The sequence below is a fragment of the Mesorhizobium sp. M0633 genome (genome assembly GCF_040320645.1).
Taxonomy (GTDB): Bacteria; Pseudomonadota; Alphaproteobacteria; order Rhizobiales; family Rhizobiaceae; genus Mesorhizobium.
The window spans coordinates 60687-80511 of record NZ_JAMYQC010000009.1 but is presented as its reverse complement, the minus strand read 5'-3'; the positions used below and the strand labels follow the sequence as shown (position 1 = coordinate 80511).

The 19825-nt window shown below is 63.7% G+C and carries 20 protein-coding genes; 5 read left to right on the top strand and 15 right to left on the bottom strand.

From position 1 onward, the window contains the following. Positions 1-52: 52 nt before the first annotated feature. From NKI47_RS12120 to NKI47_RS12055, 14 genes are all read right to left on the bottom strand, one after another. Positions 53-682 (bottom strand): sarcosine oxidase subunit gamma, encoded by a 630-nt coding sequence (locus tag NKI47_RS12120; RefSeq protein WP_352590221.1) that lies wholly within the window; start codon positions 680-682, stop codon positions 53-55. Next, on the bottom strand, positions 675-3659 hold the full coding sequence (locus NKI47_RS12115; protein WP_352590217.1) for a sarcosine oxidase subunit alpha: 2985 nt from the start codon (positions 3657-3659) through the stop codon (positions 675-677). Before NKI47_RS12115 ends, NKI47_RS12120 begins: the two co-directional genes overlap by 8 nt. After that, entirely contained in the window at positions 3659-3934 is a 276-nt protein-coding gene (locus NKI47_RS12110; RefSeq protein WP_352569361.1) for a sarcosine oxidase subunit delta, read from the bottom strand. The genes NKI47_RS12115 and NKI47_RS12110 overlap by 1 nt, the downstream gene beginning before the upstream one ends. Before the next feature lie 17 nt (positions 3935-3951). Next, on the bottom strand, positions 3952-5205 hold the full coding sequence (locus tag NKI47_RS12105; RefSeq protein WP_352569362.1) for a sarcosine oxidase subunit beta family protein: 1254 nt from the start codon (positions 5203-5205) through the stop codon (positions 3952-3954). A 36-nt stretch (positions 5206-5241) separates the two neighbouring features. Further along, positions 5242-6549, bottom strand: coding sequence for a type III glutamate--ammonia ligase (gene glnT, locus NKI47_RS12100; protein ID WP_352569363.1), 1308 nt, complete (start codon positions 6547-6549; stop codon positions 5242-5244). A gap of 33 nt (positions 6550-6582) precedes the next feature. Then, positions 6583-7911, bottom strand: coding sequence for an FMN-binding glutamate synthase family protein (locus NKI47_RS12095; RefSeq protein WP_023673984.1), 1329 nt, complete (start codon positions 7909-7911; stop codon positions 6583-6585). Between the two features lie 6 nt (positions 7912-7917). Next, positions 7918-8580: a GltB/FmdC/FwdC-like GXGXG domain-containing protein gene (locus NKI47_RS12090; protein WP_245274607.1), complete on the bottom strand. Its 663-nt coding sequence runs from the start codon at positions 8578-8580 to the stop codon at positions 7918-7920. A 94-nt stretch (positions 8581-8674) separates the two neighbouring features. Then, positions 8675-9568, bottom strand: a complete 894-nt coding sequence (locus NKI47_RS12085) for a class II glutamine amidotransferase (protein ID WP_352590213.1) — start codon at positions 9566-9568, stop codon at positions 8675-8677. An 83-nt stretch (positions 9569-9651) separates the two neighbouring features. Continuing rightward, positions 9652-9984: a hypothetical protein gene (locus NKI47_RS12080; protein ID WP_352590210.1), complete on the bottom strand. Its 333-nt coding sequence runs from the start codon at positions 9982-9984 to the stop codon at positions 9652-9654. Next, complete coding sequence (locus tag NKI47_RS12075; RefSeq protein WP_352590207.1) at positions 9981-10661, bottom strand: hypothetical protein; 681 nt, start codon at positions 10659-10661, stop codon at positions 9981-9983. Before NKI47_RS12075 ends, NKI47_RS12080 begins: the two co-directional genes overlap by 4 nt. A gap of 46 nt (positions 10662-10707) precedes the next feature. Then, complete coding sequence (locus NKI47_RS12070; RefSeq protein WP_292653875.1) at positions 10708-12108, bottom strand: APC family permease; 1401 nt, start codon at positions 12106-12108, stop codon at positions 10708-10710. A gap of 15 nt (positions 12109-12123) precedes the next feature. After that, positions 12124-12285, bottom strand: coding sequence for a hypothetical protein (locus NKI47_RS12065; protein WP_023673991.1), 162 nt, complete (start codon positions 12283-12285; stop codon positions 12124-12126). 15 nt (positions 12286-12300) lie between these two features. Further along, complete coding sequence (locus tag NKI47_RS12060; protein ID WP_023673992.1) at positions 12301-12678, bottom strand: hypothetical protein; 378 nt, start codon at positions 12676-12678, stop codon at positions 12301-12303. Between the two features lie 11 nt (positions 12679-12689). Continuing rightward, positions 12690-12977, bottom strand: a complete 288-nt coding sequence (locus NKI47_RS12055) for a hypothetical protein (protein WP_023673993.1) — start codon at positions 12975-12977, stop codon at positions 12690-12692. Positions 12978-13263: 286 nt separating this feature from the next. Here NKI47_RS12055 and NKI47_RS12050 point away from each other — a divergent pair, with 286 nt between their 5' ends. Genes NKI47_RS12050 through NKI47_RS12035 form a run of 4 tightly spaced genes read left to right on the top strand, consistent with a single transcriptional unit; the run spans position 13264 to position 17020 of the window. After that, entirely contained in the window at positions 13264-14397 is a 1134-nt protein-coding gene (locus NKI47_RS12050) for an aminomethyl transferase family protein (protein WP_352590204.1), read from the top strand. 14 nt (positions 14398-14411) lie between these two features. Continuing rightward, positions 14412-15008 (top strand): dimethylamine monooxygenase subunit DmmA family protein, encoded by a 597-nt coding sequence (locus tag NKI47_RS12045; protein WP_352590201.1) that lies wholly within the window; start codon positions 14412-14414, stop codon positions 15006-15008. Further along, entirely contained in the window at positions 15005-15970 is a 966-nt protein-coding gene (locus NKI47_RS12040) for a PDR/VanB family oxidoreductase (protein ID WP_352590198.1), read from the top strand. The genes NKI47_RS12045 and NKI47_RS12040 overlap by 4 nt, the downstream gene beginning before the upstream one ends. Before the next feature lie 9 nt (positions 15971-15979). Further along, positions 15980-17020, top strand: a complete 1041-nt coding sequence (locus tag NKI47_RS12035; protein ID WP_352590195.1) for a heme-dependent oxidative N-demethylase family protein — start codon at positions 15980-15982, stop codon at positions 17018-17020. A 467-nt stretch (positions 17021-17487) separates the two neighbouring features. On the opposite strand, the gene NKI47_RS12030 is transcribed toward NKI47_RS12035, so the two are convergent. After that, entirely contained in the window at positions 17488-18207 is a 720-nt protein-coding gene (locus NKI47_RS12030) for a helix-turn-helix domain-containing protein (RefSeq protein WP_352452528.1), read from the bottom strand. 259 nt (positions 18208-18466) lie between these two features. Between NKI47_RS12030 and NKI47_RS12025 the strand changes: the two genes are divergently transcribed. Then, the gene (locus NKI47_RS12025) at positions 18467-19825 is read left to right on the top strand and encodes a trimethylamine monooxygenase (RefSeq protein ID WP_352452529.1); all 1359 of its coding nucleotides are present in this window, start codon (positions 18467-18469) and stop codon (positions 19823-19825) included.

Genomic DNA, 19825 nt, shown 5'->3' with positions numbered 1-19825 from the left:
TGCGCGCCGATCCACCTTCTCCCACAAGGGGAGAAGGGAAGACGCGCCAAGGCTATGCCAACTCCTCGTTGTGGCTGATCTCGACGCCATACTCGGCGGCAGCGTCCAGCATCGTATGCCACAGGCTTTCCGCGAAGGTGGCGAACACCAGAAGATTGAACACCGCCTGTCCGTCCGGCCGGTCATTGCCACGCCAGAGATTGATGCTGGTGTGATCGACCGAGGTCGCCGCAGCGGTGCCGGCCGGGAACGCCGCGGGGTGCAGGTCTAGCGACGACAGTTTGGCCAGCATCGCGCGCGCCTTTTCTCCGGAAACGCTGATCAGCGCGCGGGCATGCGACTGGTCGGACAACGAGGCGGATTGCGCAAACGCCTGGCTCAGCGGTTCGTTCGGGTGCTTGCCGCCATTGGACAGGACCAGGAACTGATCCGGTCCCGACCAGATCAGCGTAGCGTCGGGAGTTTGGGTCGCCTTGGGCGTTTCCGGGGCGGCAACGCCGAAGCGGGTTTCGGCGGCCTTCCCCAGTTCTGCCGCTTTGCCGCGCCGCGCCATCACCTGGATCAGGTCGAAATTGCGGATCTCGGTGAGCGATACGCCGGCCGCCGTGCCGCGCGCGCCATAGGCGCCGACAACAAGCGCTTTCTCCAGCGGACTGCGGGCAATCCAGGAAAACTCAGCCACGCTGGCGCCCTCCATCCGGATCGTAGAAGACGGGACTGCACAGCTCGACGTCGTAGTCTTCGCCGCGCAGCGGGTCATGCGCATGGACGATTTCGCCGATGCGCTCGCGCCCGCGCTCAACCAGTGCCAACCCAATCCACTGGTCGAGCGTCGGCGAGAAGCAGACCGAGGTGACGTAGCCCTGGTCGTTATCGGGACCGGGCGTCTCGCCCTTCGGGATGATATGCGCGCCGGAACGCAGGCGGCGCGTCTTGTCGACCGGCTTGATGCCGACCACGACCTGGCGGTCCGGCGCAATCAGCGCCTCGCGCCCGGCCATGACGCGGCCGATGAAATCTTTCTTGCTGGACATCATCTTGCCCAACCCGAGGTCGGCGGCGGTCGTCGTGCCGTTCAGCTCCGGGCCGGCGACATGGCCCTTTTCGATGCGCATGACGCCGAGCGCCTCGGTACCGTAGGGCGTAACGCCGAACGGCTTGCCGGCCAGCATCAAATTGCGCACCAGCGCCTCGCCATAGCGGGCGGGAACCGAAATCTCGAACGCCATTTCGCCCGAAAACGAGATGCGGAACAGCCGCGCCTTGATGCCACCGCGAAGCGCGACTTCCCGCGCCCCCATGAACGGAAAACCTTCGTTCGACAAATCCTCGGACGGAGCGACGATTTCCCGGAGCAGGTCACGGGTCTTCGGCCCGGCGATCGAGAATTGCGCCCACTGGTCCGAGACGGATGTCAGCTGAACGTCGAATTCGGGGAACAGCACCTGCCGGCAGAATTCGAGATGCTGCATCACCAGCCCGGCCTTGGCGGTGGTGGTGGTCAGGAAATAGTGGTCCTCGGCCAGCCGTGACGTCGTGCCGTCGTCATAGACGATGCCGTCCTCGCGCAGCATCAGCCCGTAGCGGGCTTTGCCGACGGCGAGACTGGAGAAGGTGTTGATGTAGACGCGGTCGAGAAAGGCGCCGGCATCCGGGCCGTGCACGTCGATCTTGCCGAGCGTCGAGACATCGCAGAAGCCGACGCCGGAGCGCACCGCCTTGACCTCGCGGGTGACCGATTCCAGCCAGTCCTTTTCGCCGGCGCGCGGATACCATTGCGCGCGCTTCCACAGGCCGGTGTCGACGAAGATCGCGCCCTGTTCGGCCGCCCAGTGATGCGATGGCGTCAGCCGCGTCGCATGGAAATTCTCGTCACGGTGATGGCCGGCGAAGGCGCCGATGGCGACCGGCACATAGGGCGGGCGGTAGATCGTCGTGCCGGTTTCGGGGATCGATTTGCCGCTGATTGCCGCCATGATGGCGAGACCGGCGACGTTCGAGGTCTTGCCCTGGTCGGTGGCCATGCCGAGCGTCGTATAGCGCTTGAGATGCTCGACCGATTCGAAACCTTCGCGCTGCGCCAGTTCGATGTCGGACGCGGTCACGTCATGCTGGTAATCGACGAAGGCTTTCCCTTTGCCGGCCACATACCAAAGCGGCGTCAGCGAAAACGCCTCGCTGTCGGCGACCGGCGATGTGCCGGCATTGCCGCTGCGTCCAGCACTCTGCGCTGCCGCAGCACCCGCGGCAAAGCCCTGGCGCAGGCAGTCGCCCAGCCCGAAGGCGCCGTTGGCGGCGCCGGCGGCCACCATGCCGGGCGGCGCACCATCCGGCACGAAGGCTGCGATATCGTCCTGCCATTTCGGCCGGCCGCGATGATAGGAGGTCAGCCCGACCGCCGGATTCCAGCCGCCGGACACGGCAAGCCCGTCGGCTTCGACTTCCGCCCGTGCGCCGCCGGTCAGCGCCACCACGATTTTCCGGACCCCGTCCTTGCCGCCTTCGACGCCGCTGACCGAGCCGTTGAGCACGGCAAAGCCGCCTTTGGCGGCAAGCGCGCGATGCGCGGCGGAGACGTCCGGGCGCGCATCGACGACCGCCGCGATCTGCAAACCGGCGCCAAGCGCGGGCTCGACCGTGCGCCAGCCATCCTCATTGTTGGTGAACAGCGCGATCCTCTTGGCAGGGGTAACCGCGTAGCGCGCGACATAGGTCCGCATAGCCGAAGCCATCATCACGCCCGGCGTGTCGTTACCGGCAAAGACGATCGGCCGCTCGATGGCGCCGGCGGCGACGACGCAGCGCTTGGCCACGATCCGCCACAGCCGCTGGCGCACCTGGTGCTCGGGCGGCGAGGGCAGGTGGTCGTTGACCCGCTCGATGGCGCCATAGGTGCCGCCATCATAGACGCCGAACAATGTCGTGCGGGTCATGATGCGGACATCGGGCAGTGCGGCAAGTTCGGCCAGCGTGCGCGTAATCCATTCGGCCGCCGGCGCGCCGTCGATCATGCCGCCGTCGGCGAGCAGACGGCCGCCAAGCGCAAAATCTTCCTCGCACAGGATGACGCGGGCGCCGCCGCGCCCGGCCGCCAGTGCCGCAGCCAGCCCGGCCGGGCCGGACCCGGCAATCAGCACGTCGCAATGCGCCCACGCCTTGTCGTAATGGTCGGGATCGGCGACGCCTGCAGCGCGGCCGAGGCCGGCGGCGCGGCGAATCGTTGGCTCGTAGATCGTTTCCCAGAATTTCGCCGGCCACATGAAGGTCTTGTAGTAGAAGCCGGCGACGAAGATCGGCGCGAACAGCTGATTGACCGCCATCAGATCGTGGCGCAGCGACGGCCAGCGGTTCTGGCTGGCGGCTTCGAGCCCGTCATAGAGTTCGGCCGTGGTCGCCTTGGTGTTCGGCTCGCGCCGCGCTCCGCTGCGCAGTTCGACCAGCGCGTTGGGCTCCTCCGAACCAGCGGTCAGGATGCCGCGCGGTCGATGGTATTTGAAAGAGCGGCCGACCAGCTTGACGCCATTGGCGATCAGCGCCGAGGCCAGCGTGTCGCCTTGGAAGCCGGCAAAGCTCTTGCCGTCGAAGCGGAAGGCCAGCGGCGCGGCGCGATCGATGAGACCGCCGCTCTCCAGCCGGTGTGTCTGCGCGGGGCCAACCATCAGGCCCCAACCTCGGCGGCACCGACGCCCGCAGCCGGCTCGACGGAGGAAATCTCGTGCGTCAGCGTGTTGCGGGCGACTTTCAGCCAGGCCCGGCAGCCGCCGCCATGGTACCAGTACTCACTCATCGGCCCGGCGATGTTGTCGCGCAGATAGACGTAGTCGAAGACCTCGTCTTCGGTGGCGCCGGCCGCCGGACGCGTCGGCTTGGCGTCGCCCAGATAGGTGAACTCGCCGAGTTCGCGTTCGCCGCAGAAGGGACAGACAATGCGCATGCTTCTTCAGCCAGCCTTCAATGCAGGTTCGGTTGGGCGCCTTGGCCCTTTTCGTCGATCATCGCACCTCGCCGGAAGCGGTCGAGACGAAAGCGGGCAGCCTCCTTGTGCGGCTCGTCGCGCGCCAGCAGATGAGCAAAGACCAGGCCGGAGCCGGGCGTCGCCTTGAAGCCGCCATAGCACCAGCCGGCGTTGAGATAGAGCCCGTCGACCGGTGTTTTGTCGATGATCGGCGAGCCGTCCATCGACATGTCCATGATGCCGCCCCACTGACGCAGCAGCCGTATCCGGCCGATCATCGGCATCAGCGCCATGCCGCCTTCGCAGACGTCTTCCATGACAGGCAGATTGCCGCGCTGGGCGTAGGAATTGTAGCCGTCTATATCGCCGCCGAAGACCAGGCCGCCCTTGTCGGACTGGCTGACGTAGAAATGCCCGGCGCCGAACGTCATGACATTGGGGATTAGCGGCTTGATCGCCTCGGAGACGAAGGCCTGCAGCACATGGCTTTCGATCGGCAGCCGCATGCCGGCCATCGCCGCGACGCGCGACGAGGAGCCGGCGACCGCCATGCCGACCTTGGCCGCGCCGATCCTGCCGCGGCTCGTCTCGACGCCGGTCACCTTGCCGCTGCCATCGCGGACAAAACCGGTCACCTCGCAGTTCTGGATGATGTCGACCCCGAGCGCGCTCGCCGCATGCGCATAGCCCCAGACCACGGCGTCGTGGCGCGCCGTGCCGCCGCGCCGCTGCAAAAGCCCGCCCTGCACCGGGAAACGTGCGTTGTCGAAGTTCAGGAACGGCATCATCTTCCTGACCGCCGTCAGATCGAGCAGTTCGGCATCGATGCCGTTGATGCGCATGGTGTTGCCGCGCCGCGCATAGGCGTCGCGCTGCGCGTCGGAATGGTAGAGATTGATGACGCCGCGCTGGCTGACCATGGTGTTGTAGTTGAGGTCCTGCTCCATCCGCTCCCACAGCTTCATCGACAGCTCGTAGAAGCCGGTATTGCCGGGCAGCCCGTAATTGGAGCGGATGATGGTGGTGTTGCGGCCGGCATTGCCGGAGCCGATCCAGCCCTTTTCCAGCACCGCGACATTCCTGATGCCGTATTCGCTGGCGAGGAACCATGCCGTCGCCAGGCCATGGCCGCCGCCGCCGATGATCACCACGTCGTAGTGGCTCTTTGGGCTGGCGTCGCGCCAGGTGCGCTGCCAGTTCTTGTGGCCGGAAAATGCCGCCCGGGCGAGGGAGAAGATCGAGTATTTCATGAACCTGTTTCGCGCCGGGCGTGCAACAATTCCGGATCAGATGTCGAGCGTGTGGTCGCGCTCCCACTGGGTGAAGTGGGAAGCATAGGAATTCCATTCCTGCTGCTTGAGCTTTAGATAGGCCGACGAGAATTCCTCACCCAGCGCCGCCTTGAGCGATTTGTCGTTGTCGAACTCGCGCAATGCGTCGAGCAGGTTGAGCGGCAGCTTCGGCGCCCCTTCGACCGTATGGCCGAACTGGTACATGTCGATGTCGTAGCGCCGGCCGGGGTCGGCCTTCGAGCGGACGCCGTCAAGGCCGGCGGCGATGATGACGGCCTGCAGCAGATAGGGATTTGCCGCGCCGTCCGGCAGGCGCAGCTCGAAGCGGCCTGGCCCAGGCACGCGCACCATGTGGGTGCGGTTGTTGCCGGTCCAGGTCACCGTGTTCGGCGCCCAGGTGGCGCCGGAGATGGTGCGCGGTGCGTTGATGCGCTTGTAGGAATTGACCGTCGGGTTGGTGATGGCGGCAAGCGCGGACGCATGTTTCATGATGCCGCCGAGGAAATTCCTGCCCTTGGCCGACAGGCCGAGCTCCATCGCATCATCGGCAAAGACATTGGTCTTGCCGTCTTTGTCCCACACCGAGATATGCGCATGGCAGCCATTGCCGGTCAGGCCCTGGAAGGGTTTAGGCATGAAGGTTGCGCGCAGGCCGTGCTTTTCGGCGACCGATTTCACCATGAATTTGAAGAAGGAATGCTTGTCGGCGGTCGCCAGCGCATCGTCGAAGGCCCAGTTCATCTCGAACTGGCCGTTGGCGTCCTCGTGGTCGTTCTGGTAGGCGCCCCAGCCGAGCGCCAGCATGTGGTCGCAGATCTCGGCGATCACATCGTAGCGGCGCATCACCGCCTGCTGGTCGTAGCAGGGCTTCGACGCCGTGTCATATTCGTCGGAAATCGTCTTGCCATCCGGCGAGATCAGGAAGAATTCGGCCTCGACGCCGGTCTTGATGTGCATGCCGTCGCCAGCGGCCTCCGCGATCAACCGCTTCAGCGTGTTGCGCGGCGCCTGCTCGACCGATTTGTCGTCCATGATGCAGTTGGCGGCGACCCAGGCGACTTCCGGCTTCCAAGGCAACTGGATCACCGAGGCCGGATCCGGCACCGCCAGCATGTCGGGATGCGCCGGCGTCAGGTCGAGCCAGGTGGCAAAGCCGGCAAAGCCGGCACCGTCGCGCTGCATGTCGGCGATCGCCTGCGCCGGCACCAGCTTGGCGCGTTGCCCACCGAACAGGTCGGTGTAGGATATCATGAAATATTTGACGCCCTTCTCCTTGGCGAAGGCGGCGAGATCGTTCCCCATTATAGTTCCTCGCTTACTGGCATTTGGTTTGTCTTAGAAGCCGTTCTTGCCCGGTATCCAGTTGGTGCCGGCCAGCGGCACGCCGGCCATGGCGGCGGCTTCGATCGTCAAGGCCACAAGATCCTCGGGCTCGAGATTGTGCAGGCTGTTCTTGCCGCAGGCGCGGGCGATTGTCTGAGCCTCAAGTGTCATCACCTTAAGATAATTCGCCAGCCGTCGGCCGGCCGCAATCGGATCGACCCGTTTCATTAGCTCGGGATCCTGCGTGGTGATGCCGGCCGGGTCGCGACCCTCATGCCAGTCGTCATAGGCGCCGGCGGTGGTGCCGAGCTCGTTGTATTCCGCTTCCCAGCGCGGGTCGTTGTCGCCGAGCGCGACAAGCGCTGCCGTGCCGATCGACACCGCGTCGACGCCGAGCGCCAGCGCCTTGGCGACGTCGGCGCCGTTGCGTATGCCGCCGGAGACGATCAGCTGCACCTTGCGGTGCATGCCGAGATCCTGCAGCGCCTGCACGGCCGGCCTGATGCAGGCAAGCGTCGGCTGGCCGACATTTTCAATGAACACTTCCTGGGTCGCCGCCGTGCCGCCCTGCATGCCGTCGACGACGACGACATCGGCGCCCGATTTCACCGCAAGCGCGGTGTCGTAATACGGCCGCGCGCCGCCGACCTTGACGTAGATCGGCTTTTCCCAGTCGGTGATCTCGCGCAGTTCGAGGATCTTGATCTCGAGGTCGTCCGGCCCGGTCCAGTCGGGGTGGCGCGAGGCCGAGCGCTGGTCGATGCCTTTCGGCAGCGTGCGCATTTCGGCGACGCGGTCGGAGATCTTCTGGCCGAGCAGCATGCCGCCGCCGCCGGGTTTGGCGCCCTGGCCGACGACCACCTCGATCGCGTCGGCACGGCGCAGATCGCGCGGGTTCATGCCGTAGCGCGACGGCAGATACTGGTAGACCAGCGTCTTCGAATGGCCGCGCTCTTCCTCGGTCATGCCGCCGTCGCCGGTGGTCGTCGAGGTGCCGGACAGCGTCGCGCCGCGGCCAAGCGCTTCCTTGGCCGGCCCGGACAGCGAGCCGAAGCTCATGCCGGCAATGGTGATCGGGATTTTCAATTCGATCGGTTTCTTCGCATAGCGCGACCCGAGCACGACGCTGGTGTCGCAGCGCTCGCGATAGCCTTCGAGCGGGTAGCGCGAGATCGAGGCACCAAGGAACAGAAGGTCATCGAAATGCGGCAGCTTGCGCTTGGCGCCGGCGCCCCTGATATCATAGATGCCGGTCGCCGCGGCGCGGCGGATCTCGGAAAGCGTGTAGTCGTCGAAGGTCGCGGATTTGCGCGGCGTCGTCGGCGGGTTGCGATAGGTCATTGAGCCTCAATACGCGTCGGCGTTGTCGATATTGAAATTGTAGAGGGTACGAGCCGAGCCATAACGCTTGAACTCCGCCGCCTTGACGCCGGTCACACCGGCGCGGTCGAGCAAGCCTTGCAGCAATTCGAGATGCTCGGGCCGCATCTCCTTGGCGATGCAGTCGGCGCCGAGGCTTTCGACCTTGCCGCGCACGAAAAGCCGCGCCTCGTAGATGGAATCGCCGAGCGCATCGCCGGCGTCGCCCAGCACCACGAGGTTGCCGGACTGCGCCATGAAGGCCGACATGTGGCCGATATTGCCATGGACGACGATGTCGATGCCCTTCATCGAGATGCCGCAGCGCGACGACGCGTTGCCTTCGATAACGAGCAACCCGCCCCGGCCGGTGGCGCCGGCATACTGGCTGGCATCGCCTTTGACGACGATCTGGCCGGACATCATGTTCTCGCCGACGCCGGGCCCGGCCGAGCCATGCACGGTGATGGTGCCGCCGTCGTTCATGCCGCCGCAATAATAGCCGACGCTGCCGCGCACATCGATGGCGACCGGCTGGTCGACGCCGACGGCGACCGAATGGCTGCCTCGCGGGTGGAGCACCTCCCAGGCGGTCTCGTTCGAACCGGGCGCCAGATCGTGCAGCGCCTGGTTGAGCTCGCGCAGCGACATTTCGGCCAGGTCGAAGACCCTCGATGCCTGGCCCGGCTCACGCGCGGCCTTGGAGAGGTTGCCCGTATTGAAGGCATTGCTTGCCGGCATTGGTTCAATGCTCCCAGAAATAGACGGTTGCGGGCTCGGGTTCCCAGACCTTCGCATTGTCTATGCCGGGCAGTTTGGTGAGCGCACGATATTCCGAGCCGAAGGCGACATACTGGTCGGTTTCGGCCATTACGGCGGGCTTGCAGGCGATCGGATCGCGCACCACGCCGAAGCCGTTCTTGGTGCCGACGACGAAGGTGAAAAAGCCGTCGAGATCGCTCAGCGTGCCTTCCAGCGCCTCGCCCAGATTCTTGCCATGCGCCATCTGCGAGGAGAGATAGGCGGCAGCGACCTCGGTGTCGTTCTCGGTCTCGAATGTCATGCCTTCGCGGATCAGCTCGCGGCGGACATTGTTGTGGTTGGACAGCGAGCCATTATGCACCAGGCACTGGTCGGCGCCGGTCGAGAACGGATGCGCGCCCATCGTCGTCACCGCCGATTCGGTCGCCATGCGGGTATGGCCGATGCCGTGGGTGCCGGTCATCTCGCGGACGCCGAAACGGTCGACGACCGCTTCGGGCAAGCCGACTTCCTTGTAGATTTCGACGACGTCGCCGGCGCCCATGATGCGGATGTCGGGGCGCAGCGTCTGGATCGCCTCGCGCGCTTCGTCGATCTTGGCAGGCATCGTCCGGACCACCGCATGCGTCGACTTCGCAGCAATGCTCACCGACGCGCCGATCGCCTTGGCGAGTTCGGCGTCGAGGCCGCGGAAATCGCGCTCCGGCTTGGCCGACTGGATGGTGATCTTGGCTTCACTGGAGGGCGCGCCATAGATGGCGATGCCGGCGCTGTCGGGACCGCGATCGCTGAGCGAGATCAGCATCTCCGACAGCATCGCGCCAAGCTGGGGCTCGAGCGACTTGTCCTTCAAAAACAGTCCGACGATTCCGCACATGTCAGCCTCCGCGAGTTTGTTCCCTCCGAGATGTATCGAATGAGTCCCGGGAATTCAATGGTATGAAAAAAATTTTCCTGTCGTTATATATCGGCTGAGGCGCCGCCGGCCGCACTATCGCTGCGCTGGCCGCCATTGTGAACCCATTTGGCATAGCGGATGCGGGCGATCTTGTAGGCATCCAGGATCGACAGGGCATAGATCAGGAAGCCGCCGGCATGGCGTCCGACGAAGCTGGCGTCGGGCGGCGCGATCTTGGCGGTGACCCAGGCAAGGATCACCATGAAGAACAGGAATTGCAGGCCGCGCACCGGCACGCCGAGCACGACCTGCCCGCTCGCCGGCAAGACAATCGCAGCGCCCAGAACCAGATAGGGGCTCGGTGGTGCGGGGGAGGTGGTGATCTGGCTGGTCATGCTGCTTGCCGTTCGCTTTGATTGATGGCATCGCGCAGCGCCGAAGCCGACGACAGCAGCCTCTCGATCAGCACCGGATCGAGCCTGACCGTGCCGAATTCGGCTTGCCGGAATACGCCGTAGCGCGCCCGCTCGGCCTCGGCCAGCAGCCAGACGATGCGCACGCCGTTCGGCGTGATCAGCAATTCCTTGGCGCGCTCCTCGGCAAAGACATCGAGGTGGCCGGCGATGACGGCTTCGGGGAAGCGCACGCCCTTGCGGTCGCTCCGCAGCACCGCCTCGGCCGGAAACCCCGCCGCCTTCGGCAGCGTATGGACGAGATGATCGAAATTGGAAAAAGTCGTCGGCGATCCCGGCCGCATCATCATATCGAAAGTGCCTGGTATCGCGACCTTTTCGGTGATCGAAACGCTCAGCCAGCGCGCCGGCAGCTTCCTGATCGCCAGCGTGTCGACGATGGTCCGCACCTGCACCCGCCGGCCGTTCCACGAGCCGGCGAAGGTAACGACGCCGGCAGTGCCGTCCGAGACGTTGGCCGCGTCGGGGATGACGGCGCGGACGCCGGCTTCGTCGGCGGCAAGCCCGGTCGAAGCCTTGGCGCGGCTGGCCCGCGCAAGCCAGGCTATATGGAGGACGAGAGCCAGGGCAACCGCCCCGGCGAGCAATGCTGAGATCACCTAACGCACCTCGTCACGCAAATGCCCGCCCAGACCGGGCGCGCCGTCAGTAGCCCTGCGGCTTCGGCCACGGCATGGTGAACTGGGCACCACGGCGCACGAATTTGTAGCGGTAGAAGTGGAACCACAGCGAGATCAGGAAGTAGAAAGCGACCATGGCGATCAGCTGCGAGCCGAAGCCGAGGAAGATCGCAAAGAAGGTGACGACGCAAAGGCAGAACAAGACGATAGCCGGCAGCGGATGGAACGGATGGGTGTAGCCGCGGCGGATCGAGCCGAGCGGCCACTTTTTCCTGAACATGATGATGTTGATGCTCATGAAGGTGTATTGCAGCACGCCCGACAGGATCGAGAAGGTGATCGCCTGGTTGAGGTCGGCGATGAAGGCAAAGGCAAGCGCGATCGGCAGCAGAAACAGGATCGAGCGATAGGGCGTGCGGTATTTCGGATGCACCGCCGAGAACCAGGTCGGCAGATAGCGGTCGCGGCCGAGCGAAAACCAGGCGCGCGCGGCGTCGTTGATGCAGCCATTGGCGGAGGCGAGCGCGGCAAGTAGCGTCGCGATGAACAACAGGTTTTCCAGCAGCGCACTGCCGGTCAGTTTGCCTGCGTCCCACAGCGGATAGTAGGTGATGCCGAGATATTCCCAGGGCATCAGCGAGGCGCAGACATACCAGGTCATGGCGGCGGCGATCAGAAGCGTGATCATGCCGGCCATCGTGCCGTAGGGCAGCGAGCGCGCCGGCGAGCGCACTTCCTCGGCGGCCTGCGTGGTGCCCTCGATGCCGAGGTAGTACCAGATGCCGAACTGGAAGGCGGCGATGACGCCGATCCAGCCATAGGGCAGGGCGTTGCCCGGGGTCACCAACTCGTTCAGCTTGAGCACGGCGCCTTGCGTCCACGGGCTGACCGAGAAGAACAGGATGACGATCGAGACATAGGCGATGGCGGTGATGACGAAATTGACGTTGAGCGTCATCAGCACGCCGCGATAGTTCAGCCATGCCAGCACGACGATGGTCGCGGCGATGAAGGAATTGTGGTTGAGCCCCTCGACGCCGGCTTTGGCGACGATGGTGTCGCCGAGCAGGATCGCGTCCGACACTTCGAGCATGGTGTAGGCAAAGACCAGGAACAGCGCGACGTTGAAGGCCATCAGCGGCCCGACAATGTGCTTGGCCTGGGCATATTGGCCGCCGGCGGCGGCAACCGTCGAGGTAACTTCGGAATCGATCATCGCGACCGACGTGTAGAGCAGGCCGACGATCCAGCAGACGATCAGCGCCGCCAGCGCGCCGCCCTTGTCCGCCGCGAAATTCCAGCCGGTGAATTCGCCGACCAGAACGATGCCGACACCGAGCGCCCAGACATGGGCGGGGCCGAGCACCCTGAGCAGTGAAACCCTGTCGCCTTGCACTTGCACCGCTGGTTCAGCCGTGATCGTCATCGTTCAATCCCCCACTCAGATCCGGTGTTTTTCGGACACGGCTTCAAGTTCGCCTTCCCTGGACGAGGTCAGCATCTCTTCGGAATAGGTCGTGTCGATCTTGAACCAGTCGTAGAGCATCCACAGCGCGAGCACGATCGAGATGCCCCAGCATGCGTAAGAGAGTGCCACCCACATGACGATGCTTCCTATCTATTTGTCGCCGAACTTTTCGTCGATGACGTCGCGGTATTCGCGGTCCGATGCGCGGAACAGAAAGATGAAATAGCCGATCAGCACTGCCGCCATGATGATCAGCGTCGGCCAGTCGATGATGTAGTGGAACCGGTTCTGGATGATGTCGTGCGCGGTTTCCGGCGTGTAGCCGAGCTTTTCCCAGATCGAGGCCATGGTCGGGTTTTGTCCGAGCGCTTCCCACGTCTTGGCGTCGAGCGCGTCAATGGATTTTGCCGCCCCTGCCAGACCTAGTTTCAGCGGCAGCCACAGCGCGACGAAAATCGCGACCACGACGACGGCGATATCGAAAACCTGTCCGGCCTTGCTCTGTTCGGGCGGTGTATAGCGGGCCATGCGTCTCCCCCTCAGGACTTGCGGTTGCGGTAGGCGTCGGCGTTCTTGATGTCGAGGCCGTAGATGAAGTCCTTGTCTTCCTTGTAGTGGTTGACCATCGCCAGGATCGCGGCCGTGTTGAAGATCAGCACCGCGGCGGCGGCGACCGCGACGACGAGCTTGATGCCTGCGTCGGGGACGTATGGCCATGTCATGAACAGGACAAAGAGGATCGTCGCCCACAGGCAGACGATCAGGAGCATGGATCCACGCACGTCGGAACGGTACAACGCTTCCACGCGCTGTTGCAGGTCGGACATCGGCTTTCCCCTTTTTCAACGCCGGTCCGGATTGGCCGGTCATTGCCCTCTTTCAAGAGAGTGAAATTTTTTTCATAAAATCCGGCCGAATTCTGGAATTGTCAAGACGATTTTACGCGACGTTAACCGTTAGTTTGGGCGCGCCGGATTTGCCTGACAATGAAATTATTTGCTTACGGGTATTGCAGGCTCCCGGCGTTTGCGATCAATATTCAAGGCAACGCTCCCGCCTGTGTGCAGGGAGCAGGGGAAAGCAAAAAAGTTTCTTTCGAACGGAGGACAGCGGATGACGGCATCCTGGAGATTTTCGACGCTTGCGGATCGCCATCGCGCGCTCGGCTCGAAGCTCGAGGACTGGAGCGGCATGGGCACCGCCTGGACCTACGACAAGGACGCGGACGAAGAGTATATCGCCATCCGCACCAAGGCCGGCCTGATGGATGTGTCCGGCTTGAAGAAGGTTCACATCACCGGGCCGCACGCCTCGCACCTGATCGATCTGGCGACGACGCGCGACGTCGAAAAGATCTATCCCGGCAAGTCGGCCTATGCCTGCATGCTCAACGAGGCCGGCAAGTTCACCGACGACTGCATCCTCTACCGCACCGGCCCGAATTCCTGGATGGTCGTGCATGGCTCGGGCACCGGCCATGAAGAGCTGCAGCGCGCTTGCGTCGGTCGCGACGTGTCGCTGCGCTTCGACGACAATCTGCACGACCTTTCGCTGCAGGGGCCGCTAGCCGTGGATTATCTGGCAAAGCATGTGCCCGGCATTCGCGACCTCAACTATTTCCACCACATGCAGACGCAGTTGTTCGGCTTTCCGGTGATGATCTCGCGCACCGGCTACACCGGCGAGCGCGGCTACGAGATCTTCTGCCGTGGCCAGGACGCCGGAACGATCTGGGACAGGATCCTCGACGAGGGCAAGAGCGCCGGCATCATCCCGTGCCGCTTCACCACGCTCGACATGCTGCGCGTCGAGAGCTACCTGCTGTTTTACCCCTACGACAATTCGCAGAAATACCCGTTTGAGAACGAAGGCCCCGGCGACACGCTGTGGGAGCTTGGTCTCGACTTCACCGTCAGCCCCGGCAAGACGGGCTTTCGCGGTGCCGAGGAGCACTACCGCCTCAAGGGCAAGGAGCGCTTCAAGATCTTCGGCGTGCTGCTCGAAGGCAAGGAGCCGGCCGACGAGGGCGCACCGGTCTATCGCGACGGCAAAAAGGTCGGCGTGGTGACCTGCGCAATGTATTCGCCGCTGGTCAAAAAATCGATGGGCATTGCCCGGCTCGACGTCGACTGCGCGGTACAGGGCACCAGGCTCGAGATCCGCAACAAGAGCGGCCCCATCAGCGCAACCGCCGAGCCGCTTCCTTTCGACGATCCGAAGAAGACCAAGCGCACGGCGAAAGGCTGAGGCATACTGCGGGTATGGCAGCGAAAAGCATCATCAGCCGGCCGGTCTATGGGACCCTGTCTCCGCAGCCCGGCAAGCATCATCTTTTCATAGCGGATGCAGAAGGAGCGCTGGCCATTGCCGATCTGGCCGCCAAGGCACCGGCGGATTTCTTCGGCGGCGCCCACATCATCTTCATTCCCGGCCGCGACGGCAAATACGCCGATGCGGTCGAAGCCCTGAAGCCGGCACAGTTCTACCTCGGTCATTCCTTTGCCAGCGCCCTGCCGCGGCTGAAGCAGATGCTGGCCAACGCCCATATGGGCCTCAGGCTCTATCTCGCCGGCACCGAGGGGCTGATCGGCCAGGCCATGCAGGCGGCGCTCGAAGCCGGCATCGACCACACCTCGGTTCAGACCGAGCATCGCGGCTCGCTGGCGCGCCGCATGCAGTGCGTCCATTGCAAGGGCATCACCGAGAACGTGACGACGCAGCCGGCAACCTGTTCGCATTGCGGCCTCTTGCTTCTGGTGCGCGACCACTATTCGCGGCGCCTCGCCGCCTTCCAGGGCGTCTGCATCAACGCCGAGGACCGCAGCGAAATTCCTCCGATCGAGGAGGTCTTTCGATGAGCGCCGGCACAACTAAGCTCGATGTCGTCGTCAGCGATGTCGTCCCGGTCAACGAGCTGGTGACGCGCTTTCATTTCCGCCGGCGCGACGGCGAGCTTTTGCCGACCTTCTCCGGCGGCGCCCATGTCGTCGTCGAGATGCGCGATGGCGAACGCACCAGGCTCAATCCCTATTCGCTGATGGGCTCGCCGCTAGACACCCGCGAATACACCATCTCGGTGCGCCGCGACGACGCCGGCCGCGGCGGCTCGTTGTTCATGCACAGGCAGGTCAGGCCGGGCACGGAGATGGTGGTCAGCTATCCCGTCAACCTGTTCTCGCTCGATCTGCGCGCCAGGAAGCATCTGATGCTGGCCGGCGGCATCGGCATCACCCCGTTCATGGCGCAGACCGCGCAGCTGGCGGCGGAAGGCGGCAATTTCGAATTGCATTACACCTGCCGCACCGCCTCGCTCGGCACCTATGCCGACCTGCTGAGAGAGCGCTACGATCACCGGGTCAGGCTCTATCACGACGACCGCGACGAGCGCGTCGATCTCGACCGGCTGTTGTCATCGCAGCCGCTCGGCACGCATCTCTATGTCTGCGGCCCGTCGGGCATGATTGGCTGGGTGCGCGAGCGTGCCGCGGCGCTCGGCTGGCCTCCGGAGACCGTGCATTTCGAGCATTTCGCGGCGCCGCAGCCCGGCGCCCCCTTCGACGTGACGCTGGCGGTCAGCGGCAAGACCATCCGTGTCGACGAGCAGCAGAGCCTGCTCGAGGCGATCGAGGCGGCCGGCGTCGATCCGCCCTATCTCTGCCGCGGCGGCGTCTGCGGCCAGTGCGAGACCAACGTCATTTCGCATGACGGCAAATTCATCCACAACGACCACTGGCTGAGCGAGGAAGACCACCGTTCGGGCTGCAAGATCATGCCCTGCGTCTCGCGCTTCGAGGGCAGGTCGCTGGTGCTGGAAAGATAGGAGGCGAGCTTGGGCATCACCTTTCGCAAGGAAACGTTCCGCGACGACTTTACCTTCAGGAACAGCCCCGAGCACATCAGGCGGTTCCCGTTCCCGTTCCATGAAGACAGCTACATGTATGCCGTCAACATCGAGCCGCATGTCGTCGGGCCGAAGGGCAGCGTGCTGGAGAATTTGATCGACGTCGACGAGCACTATGTCGCCGAGATGCAGGACCGCGCTTTGGTGCTGGCCGAGGATCCGCTGCGCTGCCAGTCGCTGCCGCACATGACGCTGGCCGGCTGGGATCTGCTCGAGCTTTTGATGGAGCAGCAGGCGCTGGGCTATCCCGAGCATTTCACGCTGACGCGCGATGGCGACCGCTGGCGCTGGATCAACCGGCCGCTTGGCATCGACGACAGCTTCACCTTTGGCGATGTCTCGACGCTGCCCTATGGGCCGATGGAATACATCACCCGCCAGAGCCAGGGCGATTTCTGCATCCTCGACCAGCGCGACGGCAACCTGTGGATGGATGCCGGCATGGTCACCACCCAGGCCGACTGGTCGCTCGATTTCGACATCGGCATGAACTTCTTCGAATGGCACGCGCCGGTGCCGCTGGCGCATGAGAAGGGCATATTCGTCCGGGCGCTGAAATTCCTCACCAACATCCAGCAGGGCAAACCCGCACGCCGGCTGAACTGGACGATGACCATCAATCCGCGCCTCGATACCAGCCCGGAAAATTACCACAAATGGGGTCCGGACCGCGCCACGGTGACGCCGGAAAACGTCGGCGACAAGGTTCATCTGCGCGTCGAGCTGCAGAGCTTCTGGCGGCTGCCGCGCTCGAATGCGATCGTCTTCCCGATCCGCTGCTACCTGATCAAGATGGACGAGCTGGTGACGCAGCCGAAATGGGCACGGCGCCTGCACCGCGTCATCCGCGACCTGCCCGAGGAACTCGCCAACTACAAGGGCCTGACGCGTTACCGTGCGACATTGGTCGAGTGGCTGTCGAAGTTGGATGACGGCAGTGCGACGTCGCCGGGGTTTGGGCCGGATTGAGGTTCTGTTTGCGAGGTTCGCGCTGCCCGTCAAGCTGCCAATCTCCCCCCAAGAGGGGGAGATGCCCGGCAGGGCAGAGGGGGGCGCCGTAGAGCGCCGGCCTTTAGCCCCCTTGCGACCAATCGAGGACGAGCTTGCCCTGCAGTTCAACGTAGCAGCGCGTGGAGGTTACGGCATGGATCCTAGGGTCTCCGCTACGTCGCTTCGCTCCTGCTCCGCCCTAGGATGACGAAGTGAGGGACGCTTCAGCTAACCTCGAAACTTGCGAATTGCCGTCGGCCACCAACCTCTAAGCCGCGATGCAACTGCCAATCTCCGACATCCGCGATTAGCCTTGGACCCCACGCCTTCGTCATCCTAGGGCGAAGCAGGAGCGAAGCGACGTAGCGGAGACCCTAGGATCCATGCCGTTACCGTGGCCGTGGAGTGCAGCGATCCAGGATTGCTTGTGCGCCCTCATCTCCGGCTCACCCCGCGCTCTGCGGGTAGCAGATGATCGACAGATAGCGCATCGGCAGAACGCTCAGCACTTCCGGTCCGTGCGGCGCGTCGGCGTCGAAGAACAGGCTGTCGCCGGGCTTCATCGGGTAAAGATTGCTGCCGTGCCGGTAAACCACCTCGCCCTCGAGCATATAGAGGAATTCCATGCCCTCGTGCTGGAAGGTCGGGAACACGTCGGAATCCTCGGTCAGCGTGATCAGATAGGGTTCCACGACGACGCCGCTGGTGTTGGAGCCGATATGGCCGAGCAGATTGTACTGGTGGCCGGCGCGCGTGCCGCGGCGTTCGACGTCGAGGCCTTCGCCGGCCTTGACGAAGACGGCACTGCGCTCTTCCTCGAAGCGGCGGAAGAAGGCGGTGACGGGAACGCCGAGCGCCCGTGACAGCGCCTGCAACGTGGTCAGCGATGGCGAGGTGATGCCGTTCTCGATCTTCGACAGCATGCCAAGCGAAATGTCGGTGGCGGCAGCCAGATCGGCCACCGTAATGCCGAGCTTCTTGCGGAAGGCCCGCACCTCGCGGCCGATGGCGACCTCCAGGACCTTTTCGCGGGTGTCGCGAATGGCGTGCGGGTTCTGGGTGAGCGGCGCGCGTATCTTGCGCGGATCGATTGCAGCGACCGACGGCTTGGCTTTGGCGGCGACGACGGCCGCAGCGGGCTTTAGACTGGATGCTTTTTTCGCCATGTTGCCACCCCGGACCTTGCCGATTCATTTCACTCACGGTGAACATATTCGGTGCCGATACAGAAGCGCAACTGCCACGGCAAGCCACCCGTGTCGAATTGCGCAATGTCCGGATTTCGCCCGAGCTACTGCGTCGCTTGGAAATCCAGCTGGGCGAAACGCGGTTTCGCGACAAGCCCTGTTGACAGCATCGAAGGGGCAATTACTGTCCTGTCAGTGAAATTTGTTTCGTTAGGGAAATGAGATCGGGAGGCCCGCAATGAAAGATCGTGTTGCCGTCATCGGAGCCGGGCCGTCCGGCATGGCCCAGCTCAGGGCCTTCAAGTCGGCCGCCGACAAGGGCGCCGATATTCCCGAAATCGTCTGCTTCGAAAAGCAGTCCGACTGGGGCGGCCTGTGGAACTACACCTGGCGCACCGGCCTCGACGAGCACGGCGACCCGGTGCACGGCTCGATGTACCGCTATCTCTGGTCGAACGGCCCGAAGGAATGTCTCGAATTCGCCGACTACACCTTCGAGGAGCATTTCGGCCGGCCGATCGGCTCCTATCCGCCGCGCGCCGTGCTGTGGGACTACATCAAGGGCCGCGTCGAAAAATCCGGCGTGCGCCAATGGGTGCGCTTCAACAGCCCGGTGCGCATGGTCACCTTTTCCGAAACGACAAAAAAATTCACGGTCACCGCGCATGACCGCACCAGCGACGTCACCTACTCGGAAGAGTTCGACAATGTCGTCGTCGCCTCGGGCCATTTCTCCGTGCCCAACGTTCCCTATTTCGAGGGCTTTTCGACCTTCAACGGCCGTATCCTGCACAGCCACGATTTCCGCGACGCCATGGAATTCAAGGGCAAGGACATTTTGATAATCGGCCGCTCCTATTCAGCCGAGGACATCGGCTCGCAATGCTACAAATACGGCGCCAGATCCATCACCTCCAGCTATCGCTCGAAGCCGATGGGCTTCAAATGGCCGGAGAACTGGAAGGAAGTGCCGCTGCTGCAGAAGGTCGTCGGCAAGACCGCGCATTTCAAGGACGGCAGCACCAAAGACGTCGACGCTATCATCCTGTGCACCGGCTATCTCCACTCCTTCCCGTTCCTCACCGAGGATTTGAAGCTGAAGACCGCCAACCGTATGTGGCCGGACGGGCTCTACGAGGGCGTCGTCTGGGAGAAAAACCCGAAGCTGTCCTATATCGGCATGCAGGACCAGTTCTATACCTTCAACATGTTCGACGCGCAGGCCTGGTTCGCCCGCGACGTCATCATGGGCCGCATCAAGCTGCCCTCGGCCGAAGCGATGGCCGAGCACGGCCGGAAATGGCGGGCACGTGAAGAAACACTTGAAGACGCCGAGCAGATGATCTGGTTCCAGGGCGACTACACCAGGGAGCTGATGGAGCAGAGCGACTATCCCGGCTTCGATGTCGAGGCCGTCAATCAGACCTTCATGGAATGGGAGCACCATAAGGCGCAAGACATTATGGGCTTCCGCGACCATGCCTATCGCTCGCTGATGACCGGCACGATGGCGCCGTTGCACCACACGCCCTGGCTGCAGGCGATGGACGATTCAATGGAGAGCTATCTCGAAGTGAAGGGCGTCGCGGCGGAGTAG

Excerpts from the sequence above, each read along its gene's own strand:
- NKI47_RS12115 (WP_352590217.1), bottom strand. The coding sequence starts at position 3,659 with ATGGTTGGCCCCGCGCAGACACACCGGCTGGAGAGCGGCGGTCTCATC.
- NKI47_RS12110 (WP_352569361.1), bottom strand. The coding sequence starts at position 3,934 with ATGCGCATTGTCTGTCCCTTCTGCGGCGAACGCGAACTCGGCGAGTTC.
- NKI47_RS12105 (WP_352569362.1), bottom strand. The coding sequence starts at position 5,205 with ATGAAATACTCGATCTTCTCCCTCGCCCGGGCGGCATTTTCCGGCCAC.
- glnT (WP_352569363.1), bottom strand. The coding sequence starts at position 6,549 with ATGGGGAACGATCTCGCCGCCTTCGCCAAGGAGAAGGGCGTCAAATAT.
- NKI47_RS12095 (WP_023673984.1), bottom strand. The coding sequence starts at position 7,911 with ATGACCTATCGCAACCCGCCGACGACGCCGCGCAAATCCGCGACCTTC.
- NKI47_RS12090 (WP_245274607.1), bottom strand. The coding sequence starts at position 8,580 with ATGTCGCTGCGCGAGCTCAACCAGGCGCTGCACGATCTGGCGCCCGGT.
- NKI47_RS12085 (WP_352590213.1), bottom strand. The coding sequence starts at position 9,568 with ATGTGCGGAATCGTCGGACTGTTTTTGAAGGACAAGTCGCTCGAGCCC.
- NKI47_RS12080 (WP_352590210.1), bottom strand. The coding sequence starts at position 9,984 with ATGACCAGCCAGATCACCACCTCCCCCGCACCACCGAGCCCCTATCTG.
- NKI47_RS12070 (WP_292653875.1), bottom strand. The coding sequence starts at position 12,108 with ATGACGATCACGGCTGAACCAGCGGTGCAAGTGCAAGGCGACAGGGTT.
- NKI47_RS12065 (WP_023673991.1), bottom strand. The coding sequence starts at position 12,285 with ATGTGGGTGGCACTCTCTTACGCATGCTGGGGCATCTCGATCGTGCTC.
- NKI47_RS12060 (WP_023673992.1), bottom strand. The coding sequence starts at position 12,678 with ATGGCCCGCTATACACCGCCCGAACAGAGCAAGGCCGGACAGGTTTTC.
- NKI47_RS12055 (WP_023673993.1), bottom strand. The coding sequence starts at position 12,977 with ATGTCCGACCTGCAACAGCGCGTGGAAGCGTTGTACCGTTCCGACGTG.
- NKI47_RS12050 (WP_352590204.1), top strand. The coding sequence starts at position 13,264 with ATGACGGCATCCTGGAGATTTTCGACGCTTGCGGATCGCCATCGCGCG.
- NKI47_RS12045 (WP_352590201.1), top strand. The coding sequence starts at position 14,412 with ATGGCAGCGAAAAGCATCATCAGCCGGCCGGTCTATGGGACCCTGTCT.
- NKI47_RS12040 (WP_352590198.1), top strand. The coding sequence starts at position 15,005 with ATGAGCGCCGGCACAACTAAGCTCGATGTCGTCGTCAGCGATGTCGTC.
- NKI47_RS12030 (WP_352452528.1), bottom strand. The coding sequence starts at position 18,207 with ATGGCGAAAAAAGCATCCAGTCTAAAGCCCGCTGCGGCCGTCGTCGCC.
- NKI47_RS12025 (WP_352452529.1), top strand. The coding sequence starts at position 18,467 with ATGAAAGATCGTGTTGCCGTCATCGGAGCCGGGCCGTCCGGCATGGCC.